Annotated in this window: 17 protein-coding genes and 1 pseudogene; 5 read left to right on the top strand and 13 right to left on the bottom strand. The window is 47.0% G+C overall.

Annotated features, from left to right (window positions below; translation table 11 throughout):
* Positions 1-4: 4 nt before the first annotated feature.
* From msrQ to msrB, 4 genes are all read right to left on the bottom strand, one after another.
* Positions 5-619: a protein-methionine-sulfoxide reductase heme-binding subunit MsrQ gene (msrQ, locus tag DTO96_RS09230; protein ID WP_114563230.1), complete on the bottom strand. Its 615-nt coding sequence runs from the start codon at positions 617-619 to the stop codon at positions 5-7.
* A 153-nt stretch (positions 620-772) separates the two neighbouring features.
* Complete coding sequence (gene msrP, locus DTO96_RS09235) at positions 773-1,753, bottom strand: protein-methionine-sulfoxide reductase catalytic subunit MsrP (RefSeq protein WP_114563231.1); 981 nt, start codon at positions 1,751-1,753, stop codon at positions 773-775.
* A gap of 89 nt (positions 1,754-1,842) precedes the next feature.
* Complete coding sequence (gene msrA / locus DTO96_RS09240) at positions 1,843-2,508, bottom strand: peptide-methionine (S)-S-oxide reductase MsrA (protein ID WP_114563232.1); 666 nt, start codon at positions 2,506-2,508, stop codon at positions 1,843-1,845.
* 13 nt (positions 2,509-2,521) lie between these two features.
* On the bottom strand, positions 2,522-3,076 hold the full coding sequence (gene msrB, locus DTO96_RS09245) for a peptide-methionine (R)-S-oxide reductase MsrB (protein WP_114563233.1): 555 nt from the start codon (positions 3,074-3,076) through the stop codon (positions 2,522-2,524).
* Positions 3,077-3,423: 347 nt separating this feature from the next.
* Between msrB and dnaK the strand changes: the two genes are divergently transcribed.
* The 4 genes from dnaK (at position 3,424) to DTO96_RS09265 (ending at position 8,020) form a co-directional block, all read left to right on the top strand.
* Positions 3,424-5,346, top strand: a complete 1,923-nt coding sequence (dnaK, locus tag DTO96_RS09250; RefSeq protein WP_114563234.1) for a molecular chaperone DnaK — start codon at positions 3,424-3,426, stop codon at positions 5,344-5,346.
* Between the two features lie 187 nt (positions 5,347-5,533).
* Positions 5,534-5,926, top strand: a complete 393-nt coding sequence (locus DTO96_RS09255) for a hypothetical protein (RefSeq protein WP_114563235.1) — start codon at positions 5,534-5,536, stop codon at positions 5,924-5,926.
* Between the two features lie 76 nt (positions 5,927-6,002).
* Positions 6,003-6,374 carry a DUF805 domain-containing protein gene (locus tag DTO96_RS09260; RefSeq protein WP_114563236.1) on the top strand — a complete coding sequence of 124 codons (372 nt, stop codon included), beginning with the start codon at positions 6,003-6,005 and terminating at the stop codon, positions 6,372-6,374.
* A 434-nt stretch (positions 6,375-6,808) separates the two neighbouring features.
* A complete protein-coding gene (locus DTO96_RS09265; RefSeq protein WP_114563237.1) occupies positions 6,809-8,020 on the top strand; it encodes an RtcB family protein in 1,212 nt (403 codons plus the stop codon).
* Between the two features lie 265 nt (positions 8,021-8,285).
* On the opposite strand, the gene dcd is transcribed toward DTO96_RS09265, so the two are convergent.
* Complete coding sequence (gene dcd, locus DTO96_RS09270) at positions 8,286-8,852, bottom strand: dCTP deaminase (RefSeq protein ID WP_114563238.1); 567 nt, start codon at positions 8,850-8,852, stop codon at positions 8,286-8,288.
* Positions 8,853-8,994: 142 nt separating this feature from the next.
* Between dcd and DTO96_RS09275 the strand changes: the two genes are divergently transcribed.
* Entirely contained in the window at positions 8,995-9,996 is a 1,002-nt protein-coding gene (locus DTO96_RS09275; RefSeq protein WP_114563239.1) for a quinone-dependent dihydroorotate dehydrogenase, read from the top strand.
* Positions 9,997-10,004: 8 nt separating this feature from the next.
* On the opposite strand, the gene DTO96_RS09280 is transcribed toward DTO96_RS09275, so the two are convergent.
* The 8 genes and pseudogenes from DTO96_RS09280 to DTO96_RS09315 all read right to left on the bottom strand — a co-directional run bounded on the left by DTO96_RS09280 (position 10,005) and on the right by DTO96_RS09315 (position 16,064).
* Positions 10,005-10,337, bottom strand: a complete 333-nt coding sequence (locus DTO96_RS09280; protein ID WP_114563240.1) for a tRNA-binding protein — start codon at positions 10,335-10,337, stop codon at positions 10,005-10,007.
* Positions 10,338-10,425: 88 nt separating this feature from the next.
* On the bottom strand, positions 10,426-11,601 hold the full coding sequence (locus DTO96_RS09285; RefSeq protein ID WP_114563241.1) for an aminotransferase-like domain-containing protein: 1,176 nt from the start codon (positions 11,599-11,601) through the stop codon (positions 10,426-10,428).
* A 310-nt stretch (positions 11,602-11,911) separates the two neighbouring features.
* Entirely contained in the window at positions 11,912-13,336 is a 1,425-nt protein-coding gene (locus DTO96_RS09290) for a DNA recombination protein RmuC (protein WP_114563242.1), read from the bottom strand.
* A 113-nt stretch (positions 13,337-13,449) separates the two neighbouring features.
* Positions 13,450-13,848 (bottom strand): annotated as a pseudogene (locus DTO96_RS09295) (group II truncated hemoglobin); the annotation flags it as partial.
* Positions 13,849-13,959: 111 nt separating this feature from the next.
* On the bottom strand, positions 13,960-14,613 hold the full coding sequence (locus tag DTO96_RS09300; RefSeq protein ID WP_114563244.1) for an NAD-dependent epimerase/dehydratase family protein: 654 nt from the start codon (positions 14,611-14,613) through the stop codon (positions 13,960-13,962).
* Between the two features lie 127 nt (positions 14,614-14,740).
* Entirely contained in the window at positions 14,741-15,175 is a 435-nt protein-coding gene (locus DTO96_RS09305; protein WP_114563245.1) for an SRPBCC family protein, read from the bottom strand.
* A 3-nt stretch (positions 15,176-15,178) separates the two neighbouring features.
* Positions 15,179-15,628: a MarR family winged helix-turn-helix transcriptional regulator gene (locus DTO96_RS09310; protein ID WP_114563246.1), complete on the bottom strand. Its 450-nt coding sequence runs from the start codon at positions 15,626-15,628 to the stop codon at positions 15,179-15,181.
* Position 15,629: 1 nt separating this feature from the next.
* Positions 15,630-16,064, bottom strand: coding sequence for an EVE domain-containing protein (locus DTO96_RS09315; protein ID WP_225972478.1), 435 nt, complete (start codon positions 16,062-16,064; stop codon positions 15,630-15,632).
* Positions 16,065-16,343: the final 279 nt, after the last annotated feature.

A 16,343-nucleotide genomic window follows, 5' to 3' on the forward strand; every position in this document is an offset into this window, starting at 1 on the left:
TGCCCTAATTTTTTTTCTTCGGCAAGGCTTTTTGCCCGTGCGCATACACACGATAACCCAGCAAAATCGCCAGTACCACCCCAAATAACACGGGGTAAAACACGTCGGATTTCACAATCATGTAAAAATGCACCACGCCTGCCATGGCGAGGATGTAGATGAGTTTGTGCAATTTCAGCCAACGTTTCGCGCCGAGGCGATGCAACATCTTGTCCGTCGAGGTGATGGCGAGTGGGATGAGCATGAGAAAACTCGCCATACCAAAAGCAATAAATGGCCGTTTAATCACGTCGCTAATCGTACTCGACAAGCTCCAACTGCGGTCAAAACCAATGTAAGTGATGAGGTGTAAGCAACCATAAAAAAAAGCGAACAAACCAAGCATGCGCCGGTATTTAATCAAAAACCCCCAGCCAAACTGTTTGCGCAGTGGGGTGATGGCAAGCGTGATGAGAATGAACATCAAGGTCAATACACCAAAAATTCGGGTGAGGAATTCAACAGGATTCACACCCAATTGTCGGTGCATGCCATCCCACGCGAGCATACAGAGCGGCACGAGGGCATTAATGAACACAAGGACTTTGTTGAACCATAAGGTCTGTTGCGCAGTTCGCATGGTGTTGGATCGCTTTATTTCAATTTCAATTATTGATATGAATTGTTGATATGCATGACTTAAATTAGCGCAGGTAAATGCAGGTAAATACAGATAAGTTCTGAACAATCTTTCTGAGTCACATTTTACGGTGCAATAACCACAAGACCCCATTCAAAAATTTTGCTTCAAATCCATCCCACTGTACAAACTGGCCACTTCGTCTGCATAACCATTGAACATCAATGTTGGTTGGCGTTTGTACTCACCAATTCGCTGTTCATCGGCCTGCGACCAACGGGGGTGATCGACATTGGGATTGACGTTGGAGTAAAAGCCATACTCATCGGCAGCGGCTTTATTCCATGTTGTTGGTGGTTGTGTGTCGGTCAAGGTGATTTTCACGATGGACTTGATGCCTTTGAACCCATACTTCCATGGCACGACGAGACGAATCGGGGCACCGTTCTGATTCGGCATGGGTTTGCCGTACAAACCTGTGGCCAATATTGTCAACGGATGCATGGCTTCGTCGAGGCGAAGACCCTCCACATAAGGCAGTTCAATGCCCGCGTATTTGCCGCTCGGCATTTGCGCTTTATCGTAATAAGTTTCAAAAGCGACGTATTTGGCCGTCCCCAAAGGCTGAACGAGGTCAAGCAACTTTTTCAATGGAAAACCTTGCCATGGAATGACCATTGACCAACCTTCGACACAGCGGTGACGGTAAATGCGCTCCTCTTGTTCAATTTTAAGCAAATCCATCATATCAAAAGCATGCGGCTTGCTGACCAAACCGCTCACTTCCACAACCCACGGTGTGGTAATGAATTGCCCAGCGGCTTTTGCAACGGCAGATTTATTGGTGGAAAACTCATAATAATTGTTGTAATGGGTGATTTCTTCGAATGTATTGGGCACTAAAAGCGTTCGAGCGCCCCCTACAACCGGAGGGTTGGGCTCAGAAGGTAAAACCGCCGCAGGTGCAGTGCTCGAAGCGGCAACATCAGCCACTGGAAGGGTCGGGTTAAAGTGCCGATACACTGCACCAGTTAACACCGCAGCACCCGCTGCAAAGCCAACTTTCATGAATGCACGGCGGTTATGGTATGTCGCTTCAGGCGTGATCTCAGAGGGTTTGATGTCATTTTTCATGATCCACACCTTTGCATGATCGGGTTGATTTTAGATTGATTCATTTTGGATTGACCCATTGTATTATTTCATCACGCCAGCCAGATGCATCAAATGGATGTGCGCTGGTACAGCTCAGGATAGGATTGTTGTAAGTCCACTAATTTTGGCGCATCGTTGTAGATGATATAGGCTGAATCAGGGTGCTTATTAAAATAATTTTGATGGTCACTTTCTGCAACGTAAAAATCCTGTAAGGGCACATTTGTCGTCACAATGGGACGATGAAAAGCACCCTGCCGTTCAAGCTGTGTGATGTAAAGCTGTGCCACGCGCTGCTGTTCAGCATTGGTATAAAAAACAGATGAACGGTATTGCGTCCCTTGATCTGGACCTTGACGGTTCAGCTCGGTCGGATCGTGGGCGACCGAAAAATACACTTGGAGCAATTGGCCGTAACTGATTTGAGATGGATCAAAGGTGATTTTAACGGCCTCCGCATGACCTGTTGTGCCTGAACTGACTGCTGTGTAATTCGCGCGTTCTAACGAGCCACCCGCATAACCAGCCACCACATTCGTCACACCTTTGACATGTTGAAACACCGCCTGCACGCCCCAAAAACAACCACCCGCCAAAACCGCAGTGGCTTGGCTTGGTGTGACGGCAAGTGCCATGTTTTCAATCGGCGCCTCAATTGTCTTGGCATGACTGACACAGGGCATCAATGGGGTGCTGATCAAAATCAGAAGCAAAACCTTCAATGTGTTTAACATGATCACCCTTTCATTAAGCCAAAGCAATAAAATTTAAAGCCACCGAATTGATGCAATAGCGTAAACCCGTGGGTTTGGGGCCATCATTGAACACATGTCCCAGATGTGCGTCACAACGGCTGCAATTAACGGCGGTACGGCGCATACCCAAACGGGTGTCAACTGTATTATGCACATTTTCTGACGCAATCGGCGCCCAAAAGCTGGGCCAACCCGTGTGTGAATCAAATTTTGTATTTGCATTGAACAAAGCCGTATCACATCCAATACACCGATAAATACCCTGTCCATGTTGATCCCAGTATTTCCCTGTATATGGTGCTTCTGTGCCTTCACGGCGGGTGATGTCAAAAGCGTCTTGTGACAACTGAGCGTGCCATTGGGCGTTTGATTGTATGATGGCATCGATGCGCTCAGGCGCACTGACTTGACCACTGGCCGAGACTTGAACAATCCACACTTGGCGTACAGTGGGTTTTGCAGCCGCATCAATGCCGACAAACACCAAACCACACACTCCCAAACTGGCGTGCCGAAGAAATTGGCGGCGATTGTAATCGGAGTGCATGGTATTTCCTTTATCAGATAGGACTCAATGTGGGCATCACGCGTGCGGACATCATGACGGATCTTGTTTCAATTAGACGCACCAACCCTTTTAAACTTACAATGCCATGATTAAAAATATGCATAAAACAAATTGAAACCAACAATGGCATGATTTAAAATTAAAAACACCCTTTGTTTTTAATTTAGCGGTTTTTCTCAAAAATAGCTTTTTTGATGCCCTTTTGACATGAAAAAACTCATATTCCCCCTTGAAATACAGGCCAGCGCCACCAATTAGGATTCAGACGCATAAAGACCATGCGTAAAAGTTTAAACATCAACCAACAGTAAAATATGGAGAATCACATGGGACGTATCATTGGTATTGACTTGGGCACAACAAACTCATGCGTGTCTATTATGGAAGGCAACACGCCTAAAGTCATCGAAAACGCAGAAGGCGCACGCACAACGCCCTCTGTTATTGCGTATATGGACAATGGCGAAGTGCTGGTCGGTGTACCCGCCAAACGCCAAGCCGTCACCAACCCAAAAAACACGTTGTACGCGATCAAACGCTTGATCGGTCGCCGTTTCGAAGACAAAGAAGTACAAAAAGACATCGACATGATGCCTTTCAAAATTTCAAAAGCCGACAATGGCGACGCATGGGTGACTGTGCGTGACGATCAATTCGCGCCCCCACAAATTTCAGCAGAAGTCTTGCGTAAAATGAAAAAAACCGCTGAAGATTATCTCGGCGAAGCCGTGACTGAAGCGGTCATCACCGTTCCCGCATACTTCAACGACGCGCAGCGCCAAGCCACAAAAGATGCAGGTCGTATCGCAGGTTTGGACGTGAAACGCATCATCAATGAACCGACAGCCGCCGCATTGGCTTTTGGTTTGGGCAAAAAAGAAGCAGGCGACCGTAAAGTCGCGGTATACGACTTGGGCGGCGGTACATTTGACGTGTCCATCATCGAAATCGCGGATGTTGACGGTGAAACACAGTTTGAAGTGTTGTCAACCAATGGCGACACATTCCTCGGTGGTGAAGACTTTGACCAACGCGTCATCGACTACCTCGTTGAAGAGTTCAAAAAAGAACAAGGTGTGGATTTATCAAAAGATGTATTGGCCTTGCAACGCTTGAAAGAAGCCGCTGAAAAAGCCAAAATCGAATTGTCATCATCGGCACAAACCGAAATCAACTTGCCCTACATCACGGCGGACGCAAGCGGCCCAAAACACATGGCCATCAAAATGACACGCACCAAACTCGAAGCGTTGGTTGAAGACTTGGTTGAACGCACAATCGCACCTTGCCGCACAGCATTAACGGATGCAGGCTTGAAAATGTCTGACATCGACGACGTGATTTTGGTCGGCGGTCAAACACGCATGCCAAAAGTGCAAGAAAAAGTCAAAGAGTTCTTCGGTAAAGAAGCACGCAAAGACATCAACCCAGATGAAGCTGTTGCCGTTGGCGCAGCGATTCAAGGTCAAGTCTTGGGCGGCGACCGCACCGACGTGTTATTGCTTGACGTGACACCTCTGTCTTTGGGCATCGAAACCATGGGCGGCGTGATGACCAAGATGATCAAGAAAAACACGACCATCCCAACCAAGTTTGCACAAGTCTACTCAACTGCAGAAGACAACCAACCAGCGGTTACGGTTCGTGTGTATCAAGGTGAACGTGAGATGGCCTCAGGCAACAAACTTTTGGGTGAATTCAACCTCGAAGGCATCCCAGCAGCACCACGCGGTGTGCCACAAATTGAAGTAACATTCGACATCGATGCAAATGGTATTTTGCACGTTCACGCCAAAGACAAAGGCACGGGCAAAGAAAACAAAATCACCATCAAAGCCAACTCAGGTTTGTCGGAAGACGAAATCGCGCAAATGGTCAAAGATGCTGAAGTGAATGCTGAAGAAGACAAAAAAGCCCGCGAAATGGCTGAAGCGCGTAACGGCGCGGATGCCCTTGTGCATTCAACCAAAAAATCTTTGGAAGAATACGGCGACAAAGTTTCTGCAGATGAAAAAACTGCCATCGAAGCGGCCATCAAAGAACTCGAAGAAACAGTTCAATCGGGCTCTAAAGATGACATTGAAGCAAAAACAGAAAACCTTGGCAAAGTCGCTCAAAAACTGGGTGAAGCCATGTATGCCGACATGCAAGCCAAAACACAAACTGAAGGTGCTGCAAGCTCTGCTGAACCCCAAGCAGCCGACGTGGTGGATGCTGAGTTCACTGAAGTTAAAAAAGACGACAAGTAATTTTTACAAATTACCTTAATCTCAAATAAAACGCCATGCAATCGTCACGCATGGCGTTTTATTATTTATAATAAATGAAACGTGGCATGATTCCACAAAGAAGCCACAATTTATTTTGAAACCCATGTGTTCATCATGTGTTTTGCTTCACCTTCACCCTCAAATTCAACCCATCCATGGAGTTTGTATGAAAAAAATTGCAGCGCTTGCCATCCTCACCACTGCGGTCTTAAGCCCAATCGCACATGCACAAACAGCCACAAACAAGCTGGCAGCTGACATTGCCATCCGTTGCATGGCAACCAATGCCCCAAAAAACTGGGACACTTTGGTTTCATGGATTGATCGCTCAAACCCAAAAATATTGGCCGTCAGCGCACTGTCGCATGTTGCAGGCTCAAAAGAAAACACCTCCATTCAAGTGTGCGACAACTTCGTTCAAGCACAAGCACTGGCCGCCTTAGCCGATACAGTGCCAGCCAGTGAAAGCGCATGGAAAGCCTTGTTCATTCGCGCCAACAACAAAGGTCAATTCAATGTATTCACGGATGTTTCTTTGGCAAAAACAATCGGAAAATAAAGAGCCCACCTCTCGATTCATCGCTGATCATGGGTGTCACAGTTTGTTATGTTCGGCAAAAACTTAAAGGAATGTCATGGAAGCCATCAAAAATTTGTACCTAAGCGTTTTAAAGGGCAAATATGCTCAATTCAACGGCCGTGCCAGCCGCACCGAATATTGGACATTCACTTTGGTCAACGCCGCCATCAGCATTGTTCTTATTTTGGTTGAACGTGCTTTCGGTGGACAAGGCTCTGGTTTCTTGAGCAGCATTTTTGGCTTAGGCGTATTGATTCCGGGTGTTGCTGTATTGATTCGTCGCTTGCATGACACCGATCGCAGCGGTTGGTGGGCCCTATTGGCTGTGTTGCCATTGGCCAACCTTGTGTTGCTGGCTTTTATGTTTTTTGATGGCACACAAGGTGCCAATCGATTCGGCGAGAATCCAAAAGGCAATGTGATTTAAAGCACAAACTTGATGAAAAAGCACCCATTGAAATTTCAGGTGCTTTTTTTACATTTTAAAATACGTTAAAAACAAAAAAGCACATTCAAACTGAAACTTATTTACAACAAAAATGTGCTTTTTTCAGTTTAAACACATGAAAAAGGCATAAAAACTTGCCAAAAACAGAGCAACACCCCACAATCCGCTTCATCTTACCGCTCCAAGATCATAACAACAGCGGCGAACAACCACTGCCCTACAGTGGACACTGAGATTTACATCCCTTCTGTCAAAAATCGCCCCATTACAACAACATGCGTTTTTTAAAATCATTATTTTTTGGTGAATGGTCAACATTCACACCTCGTTTCTGAACGAACCTTTTCAAGATTTAAAACGCGCTCAACACACGACCATTAAAAATTTATAAAATGGCGTGTAAAGGAAACACCATGAGCATACACATGGAACTCTCCAAGTCCCGCGTGCCTGTCAAAATTTGGACAGACGATGTGGACTCCAAAGCACTCGACCAATTGTTGAATACAGCCAACCTACCCATCGTTGGCCCACACATCGCCGCCATGCCAGACGTACACGTCGGCATCGGGGCCACTGTTGGCTCGGTGATACCGACCCATGCTGCCATCATTCCAGCAGCTGTCGGTGTGGACATCGGTTGTGGCATGAATGCCGTGCGCCTGTCATTGAATGCCCGCGACTTACCCGACAACCTCAAAGCCATCCGTTCAGCGATTGAAAAAGCCGTGCCTGTGGGCTTCAATCAGCATGAGTTCAGTAAAATCAAAGGGGCGGCCATCGAAAAGTCTGCGCGTCAATTGTCACCACGGTTGGATGCCATCATGCGCAAGCACACGGGCTTGACCAAAATGACCAAAAACTGGCAACGCCATTGGCTGTGTCAAGTCGGGACGCTCGGTGGTGGCAATCACTTCATTGAAATCTGCCTCGATGAAGCCGATCAAGTTTGGATCATGCTCCATTCTGGTTCACGTGGTACAGGCAATATCATTGGCCGTTATTTCATCAATGCCGCTCAAGCGGATATGCGCCGTCACCAAATGGCCTTACCGAGTGATCGCGATTTGTGTTACTTTTCTGAAGGCTCAGGACTGTTCGAGGATTATGTGGAGGCCATGTACTGGGCACAAGATTACGCCTTGGTGAATCGAGCCGTGATGATGGATGCCGTGATTGTGGCGATTAAACCGTACCTACCCCCTTTCAAAATCACCAGTGAAGCCATCAATTGCCACCATAATTATGTGTCAGAAGAAAACCATTTTGGACAAGCGCTGTTCATCACCCGAAAAGGTGCCATTTCAGCACAAGCAGGTCAATTGGGCATCATCCCTGGTTCAATGGGTGCAAAATCATTCATTGTGCGTGGCTTGGGCAATGAGCAATCGTTTTGCTCTTGCTCTCACGGTGCGGGGAGAAAATTCAGTCGAACGGCCGCCAAAAGCAAGTTCACATCACATGATTTGGCAGAGCAAACCGCAGGCATCGAATGCCGCAAAGACGATGGTGTGATTGATGAAATCCCCGCCGCTTACAAAGACATTGATGTCGTGATGGCCAATCAAACCGATTTGGTGGAGATTGTGCACACACTACGTCAAGTGGTGTGTGTGAAAGGTTAAGGAAAAAACATGGGCAAGCCAAAAAAATTCATCATCCCTGCTTCAGTACCACGCAACCCTTTGGTCGCTGCAGCCAAGCTGCGGCGTGCTGGCAGTCACCGCCCCAGCCAAAAAGCGGAACGACAGCAACAAGCACGAGCGTTGCGCCAACAACTTAAAAAAATCAAAAGCCCCGTCGATGATGACGGGGCTTTTTTATCGGGCTCACTGCATTTCACTGCATTTGACGACACAAATGCCAAGAAACATTCGACCTATCAAGACATTACATGCGCGGCACAACGACACCAGTTTGGCCTTGATATTTACCACCACGGTCTTTGTATGAGGTTTCACACACTTCATCTGATTCAAAGAACAAGACTTGCGCACACCCTTCATTCGCGTAAATGATGGCGGGTAAAGGTGTGGTATTCGAGAATTCCAACGTCACATACCCTTCCCACTCAGGTTCAAAGGGCGTGACATTGACAATGATGCCACAACGCGCATAAGTTGATTTACCCAAACACACGGTCAATACGCTGCGTGGAATGCGAAAATACTCTACAGTGCGTGCCAAAACAAAAGAGTTCGGCGGGATGATGCACGTGTCCCCGACATGTTCAACAAAACATTTTGGATCAAAATTTTTCGGATCAACGATGCTGTTGTTCACATTGGTGAAAATTTTAAACTCATTTGCACAACGGATGTCGTAACCATAGCTTGATGTGCCATAGCTGATGATGCGTTGGTCGTTGATCGTGCGCACTTGGCCAGGCTCGAATGGCTCAATCATGCCATGCTCTTCACATTGTGTGCGTATCCATTTATCTGCCTTGATGCTCATAACCATTCCTATCCGTTAACTGATTCAGCACGCATTGTAGCAAAAAGCAGCCCATTGAATGCTGCTTTTCCATTAAAAAGCACCTGTGGTCAATCAAGCAAAACCGATATAATGAGCACTTTAAATCGAATCTGAACCCACCATGTACCCATTGCTCCGCACCCTCTTGTTTAAACTCGATGCTGAAAAAGCCCATCACCTGACCTTCAGCCTTGCTCAACGGGCATTAAGCCTTGGGCTGCTGCCGCAAACCCAAATACCAAGCAAGCCAAAAACCGTCATGGGCATCACCTTTCCCAACCGCGTTGGTCTGGCTGCGGGTTTGGATAAAAATGGCGATTATATTGACATCCTTGCGCGTTTTGGCTTTGGTTTTATTGAAATTGGCACGATCACACCACGTGCGCAAGCAGGTAACCCGACACCGCGCCTGTTTCGCCTGCCTCAAGCCAACGCCATCATCAACCGCATGGGTTTCAATAACAATGGCGTTGACGCCCTTTTGGCCAATGTCACACGCAGCACATTCAAGCAAAACGGCGGCATTTTGGGCATCAACATCGGTAAAAATGCCGACACACCGATTGAAAATGCGGTCGATGATTACCTGATTTGTCTGTCTAAAGTTTACGCACACGCCAGCTACATCACCGTCAACATTTCTTCACCCAATACAAAAAATCTGCGTGATTTACAACAACAAGACGCGCTCGATGCACTGCTCGCCCAATTGCGCCAAAGTCAATTACAGCTCGCCGACGTGCATCAAAAATACGTGCCGATGGTGCTGAAAATCGCCCCCGACATGGACGATGAACAAATCGCCACCATCGCCGAACTGCTGAAGTTACACCACATCGACGGCGTGATTGCCACCAACACCACGCTGGATAAAACCAGCGTAGCCCATCTGCCACATGGCGATGAAATGGGTGGTTTAAGCGGCGCACCTGTGCGTGAGAAATCGACGGCGTTGATTAAAAAACTGCACTCACATCTGAGCAATGAGGTACCCATCATTGGAGTGGGTGGTATTTTCAGTGGCGCAGATGCCGATGACAAGATTGCAGCAGGTGCGCAATTGGTGCAAGTGTACAGCGGCTTGATTTATAAAGGCCCCAGCTTGGTGGCTGAATGCGCGTGATGACAGGCTTAAGCCATGCGGCTGCCATTCGACACGGGTCGCTCCAATGTGCTGATGACCACCCCAGCTTCTGTGTAGAAGCCCGTCAACAAAAACTGTGACCGAAACGAGGCGATCTGTTTTTCGGGGAAATTAATGACACCGATGATTTGCTTGCCGATCAAGTCGTCGGGTGCGTACAGTTGGGTCAATTGTGCACTGGTTTTCTTTTCGCCATACATGCCAAAATCCACCCAAATTTTGTACGCGGGTTGCCGCGCTTCTGGAAAAAGCTCGACACGAACAATGGTTCCCGCAACAAGGTGAACCGCTTGAAAATCATCCCAAGTAATGCTGTTCATGTCAACTCCATTTAAAAAAAAGCTGTTGCACAGGTGTGGCAACAGCTTTTTTAATCGTCATTCAACGTCAATGCAGTCTTTTCAACAATCAACCCGCTGAAAACACTTCGCCCAATTTTTTGACACCTTCTTGAATTTTTGCAGGTGGCACGGTCACAAAAGCCAAACGCAAGGTGTTGGTTTGCGCTTCATTGGCATAAAAAGGTGTGCCAGGTACATAAGCAACATTGTGCGCAAACACTTTGTCCAACATTTTTTCAGAGTCCATGCCTTCCGGCAACGTCACCCACAAGAACATCCCACCCGCAGGTTGATTCCATGTCACGCCCTTTGGCATGTAGGCTGTCAGGGCATCCAACATGGCGTGCGCTTGGTTCTTGTAACGTTCACGAATTGATGGAATGTGTTCATCCAAAAAACCATCTTTCACCACTTCATACACCACCCGTTGGGCGATGGTTGAGGTGTGCAAATCAGTGGCTTGTTTGGCTTGCTCAAATTTTTTGGTGATTTCAATCGGCGCAATCAAGTAACCCAAGCGCAGACCGGGTGCGAGCACTTTTGAAAATGAGCCCATGTGAATCACACGCTCGGGCATGCGCGACAACAACGATGCAGGCGGTGCTGCCTCGTACCACAATGCACCATAAGGATCGTCTTCGACCACGAGCAAATCATGTTCGCGTGCTTTTTCAACAAGGGTTTGACGGCGCTCTTCGCTCATCATTCGACCCGTTGGATTTTGAAAATTGGGCAATGCGTAGAGAAACTTCGCATCTTTCGTCACCTCCGCAGTCAAAGCCTCTGGAATCAAACCATGCTCATCTGAATCCACTGACACGTATGCTGGATCAAACATCGAAAAAGCCTGTAACGCCCCCAAATAAGTCGGCGTTTCAACCAAAACTTTATCGTTCGGATCAATGAACACTTTGGCAATCAAATCAAGTGCTTGTTGTGACCCAGACACAATGATGACTTGATCAGGCGTGATGGTCGCACCATTCGTGCTCATGCGATTCGCCACCCACTCACGCAAAGGTGCATAACCGTCGGTGGTGGAGTACTGTAAAGCAGACTGAGGGTCATTGTTTAACACATAATCAAATGCAGCTTTCATCTGTGCAACAGGAAAGCTTTCAGGTGCAGGCAAACCGCCCGCGAATGAAATCACTTGAGGATTGGCAGTGACTTTTAAAATTTCACGAATCACTGAACTTTTCAGCGCTTTAGCACGGGTGGAGAATAATTTTTCGCATTGCATAACGACCTCGATGTGTTTTTCAATAAATGTGTTGTGGTTGTGTCTCTGATGATGTCTTGTTGCCCATCTCGAAGAGACTTTATTTCATTGGCTTTGCTGATATCACACCTCAACTGTACCCTAAAAAAACAATACAGTACCGATACAGTTAAACAAACAGTTAACAAACTGTATCAACCTGCGCAACCAGCCAATTCGCCTTCAAAACCATAATTTGCCATTGTAGCGTGAATATGACCAACAATCACCCAAAACTAAGGCAAAAGCATGAACAGGCGTTTTCATGCGGATTCATATTTTTTTCATGTTTTTAACGCCCCTCATCACCATCTTCTTCTGCGTTTAAAGCGGCATCAGCCAAAGCCAGTAACTGCTTACTTTTCTCAACATCCAGTTGCTCAACACCACTCAATGCTCGGTTCATTGCGCGCGTACGAACTTGAGCGGCATCGATGTTTTTCGCTGCTTTTTCCAATGTGTCTCGGGTTTTGGCAAGCACATCACCAAATTTACCAAATTCTGTTTTCACAGCACCAAGCACTTGCCACACATCCGATGCGCGCTTTTCCATCGCCAAGGTTCTGAAACCCATGTGCAAACTGTTCAAAATCGCCATCAATGTGGTCGGTCCCGCGATGACCACACGGTGCTCACGCTGTAAAATATCAAGCAAGCCCGCTTGCCGTGCAACCTCAGCATACAACCCCTCCGTCGGTAAAAACAAAATGGCAAAGTCGGTGGTGTGCGGTGGTGAAACGTATTTTTCAGCAATGGTTTTCGCTTCATTTCGAATCACTTTGACCAGTTCAATTCGTGCCGCTTCGACACCGTCGGCATCGGCTGCATCCTGTGCATCTTGCATGCGCTCGTATTGTTCTTTGGGGAATTTTGCATCGATCGGCAACCACACCACCTCGCCTTCAGAACGACCTGGCAATTTCAGCGCAAATTCAACCCGTGCTTGACTTTCAGGGACGGTGGCGACATTCGCAGCGTATTGTTCGGGTGTAAAAATTTGCTCAAGCAAGTTCGCCAGCTGCATTTCACCCCATGTGCCACGTGTTTTAACATTGGTCAGCACACGCTTTAAATCGCCCACACCGCTGGCCAACGCTTGCATCTCACCCAAGCCTTTGTGAACCTGCTCCAAGCGCTCCGACACCAGTTGAAACGATTGCCCCAGCCGCGCTTCGAGGGTGGCGTGTAATTTTTCATCAACCGTGTTGCGCATTTCATCGAGTTTTTTCGCATTATTTTGCTCAATGCTGGTCAAACGCAATTCGATGTTTTCCCGCATTTGATTCAAACGGCGCTCGGTCGTTTCATTGAGTTGCTGCAACTGTTGCAATTGTTGTGTGGCATTCGCTGACAATTGCTGCACCAACGCTTCACGCGAGCTCACACCTTCTTGCGCTTGCGTATCACGCACGTCTTTAAGTTGTTCATTAAGCAAGGTTTGCACACGAAACAGCGATTGCGACAGCTCATCGCGCTGTTGATGGGCCAGACCACTGGCATGTTCGCGCAGATTCAAACCCTGTTCATTTTGCAGCTGATGGGTGTGTGAAAAAGAGGCATCAAGCTCTTGTAATAACAGCCCCAACGATTGATTGGCCTGCGATTCACGCGCCGCATTCCACGTTGACAAACGTTGCCAAAGCACAATCACAACAATAAGCAGCACGGCCAATGCCGCCAATGCAATCGACAACAACACATTTAAATTAACTGTCATGAACCGCTTTCCACACCATATTGTTCGGTGATTTGATGTAGTTTTTGCTTCACCGCAGGCGAAAAAATGCCCGACTGCTGGGGCATTTGCGGCACACCTTCCACCGCATCATGCTGATTGCGCATCCATTCGGCGGTGTTGTAAAACGATTCGATTAAACGGGCATATAAATCATCGGGCACTTGAATCTCGCGCATGGCCTGTGCCATACAGGCCACCCATTGATCACGTTCAACCACACCGATTTTGAAGGGCATGTGGCGTTGGCGCAGGCGTGGATGCCCATGTTGTTCAATGTAAAGTTGGGGGCCACCCAGCCATCCCGTTAAAAAAAGATAGAGCTTTTCACGTGCTTCAATTAGATCAGCACCGTGTACTGCACGTAAAGCAGTGTATTTCGGCTCTAAATCCATCAAATCGTAAAATCGTGTGGATAATTCACGCACGCGTGTCGAGCCACCCAACCAGTCGTAAGCGGTTTCGTATTTGAGAGGAGAATTGTGTTCAATCATGGTGATGTGTATGGTGTTGTATTTAAACCATCATGATAGCAAAATTCCCATGGGCTCATGCTGCAACCACAGGGCAAGGCTTTTCATTTCCCCACAGTTCAGCCTTTATTATCAATATTCTGCTAGTTTTTTGATGTCCTTTATCTCCAACGTGCGAAGGGGATAGCCTTTAAGTGTGGCATGAATCATGGCAATGCCCACCTCTCTTAAAGTGAGAATGCTTTTCGGCGAAAAAAGTTGAATGGTTTGAGCAGCTATTTGATACAGTCGTTTGCTGTTTCGCTGCCCTTTCACTGGCAGCATGGCGCCAGGGCGAAAATTGTATTGCTTCTTAAAAGGCAATCGACCCAATGCATTCTCCGTTTTGCCTTTTACACGCGCCCACATGGTACGGCCAATTTCTGTGCTGTCCGTGTTCTGCCCTGACACAAAAATAAACACCATGCTCGGATTAACCTCAACGAGTGTTTCCGCAAAATGCAATGTGGTGTCGAAAGTGATTTCAGCATATTCCTTTTCGCTCAATCCAACTGAACTGATGCCTGCACAATAAAAACATGCGTCGTAGCCTTTGATCTGCTCCGCAAACGATTTTATTTGAAAAAAATCGGGAACAATCAGTTCTTTCAGCTTTGGGTGCTTCAACTCATAATGCTTGCGATTGACCATAAGCACCTCATCCACGGCTTGGTTGCTCAAACATTCAAACAACACCCCCTCACCGACCATACCCGTGCTGCCTGTTAATATAATTTTCAGCCCCATTTTTTAACCCTTAACCATGAAATGTAGAAAATAAGTCAAACACTTGCTTGCAAATACAGCTCAGTAAAACACCTTACACTTTGTGGTGACAAGTGCATTGGTTTTGTCTTATGCGACTGAGTTTTAATTAAACCTTATGCTGCTGTGTTATCAAAACTCTGGCAATCATGGCATCTGTCTGTAAAGGCAATCCAGCAACCACACCCTCTGCAACAATTTTTCGCCACACCCATGACAATATACCATTCATGTTGATGGTGGTTTTGACTTCGATGCCATCGGCATGTGCAATCAACTCATGGTTATCACGCATGGTCGCCCCAAAAAATGACGTCACCATGATGAAATTTTTGTTCGGATTGACCTCTGGCAAACCCAAAACCAAACGGGGTCCGCCTTTGGGTTTAAAGACAAATGAATTTCCAGTTTCAAATGCACCTTCAATTTTTGCAAATTCAATGTTATCTTTCCATGTGTGCCATTGATTGACGTCAGACCACACGGCCCATAAGGCTTCAAGCGATGTGTTTCTCACAATGGTACTGTATGAACGTGTCCACATATTTTAACCCTCCTGCTGTATTAAAAGATTCAAAAAGCCATTTAACTGGGTTTGCTGCTCACCCACAATACTGAAAAATTGTGCATCAATCTGCTCAACCACAGGGATCACCGCCATTGCCTTCGCAATGCCCGCTTCTGTTAAGCCCACTACTTTTGCTCGGGTATCGGTGGGATGCTCACGCCGCTCAAGCAATCCACGTGCTTGCAGTGCACGCAACACCTGAGAAGTCATCATCACATCCAATTTGGCATGGCGCGCAAGACGGATTTGTGTGATATTTTCTTCTCTTTGCATCAACCACAACAGGCTGGCGAGCAAAGCAAATTGCACTTGTGTCAGCTCATGTGGACGCAATGCGGCGGTGATTTGACGTTGCCATATCGCATGCACTTGCCACAGCAAAAAACCCGTTGATGCATCGGCATCGTTCTTAAAAGGCTGTTGAGTCATGTCACTCCTCCCAATGCGCGCACATCGCCGCAGCGATACACAAAAAATCATCACGGCAAATTTCAAAATGCCCCGTGCGAAATGGATAACCCCAATGTTTGATGTCTTTGATGAAAGACAAATGGGGCAACAGCGGCTGAATGGCTGTGGGCTGCGCGGGCAAATACGCGATATCACGGCGAAAAGGCACAAACGATTCACTCATGGCGAACTCATACGCCGCCTCACCCACCACCCGCCCAATCGCAGTGAATTGTTGCAAGGGCAGCCCATCGCTCATGTCCGTTTTGGGTGAGTAGTAAATTAAACCATCATCCACTTTCATGCGCTTAAGGGGCGCTGCCTTACCGTGGCACAACTGCGCAAAACCGCCAGCAACGCCACGTTGGACATGAGACTGCGACACAACACCGATCCAATATCGAGACACCATCATTCACCTCTACAAGAATTTAATATTCATGCATATTATATTTAATTTTATTAAATTGCAATCTTTTTTAATGCCACTGATCAAATATGATCGTGCTGCTATGGTCAACCCGATGCGCCGTTACGGCCCGCCTTGCAATTTCCTGTGCACGGAGATGCCATCTCAAACACGACATGACAAAACAGATGTGGTTCTCACCATAACCATAACAACCCATGTTTTATGGTTATGGTGAGAACCACAATAGAATGCAATGTTTGTCAACGCCATAAAATAAAGCGA

It is taken from the genome of Ephemeroptericola cinctiostellae (assembly GCF_003339525.1).
GTDB lineage: Bacteria > Pseudomonadota > Gammaproteobacteria > Burkholderiales > Burkholderiaceae > Hydromonas > Hydromonas cinctiostellae.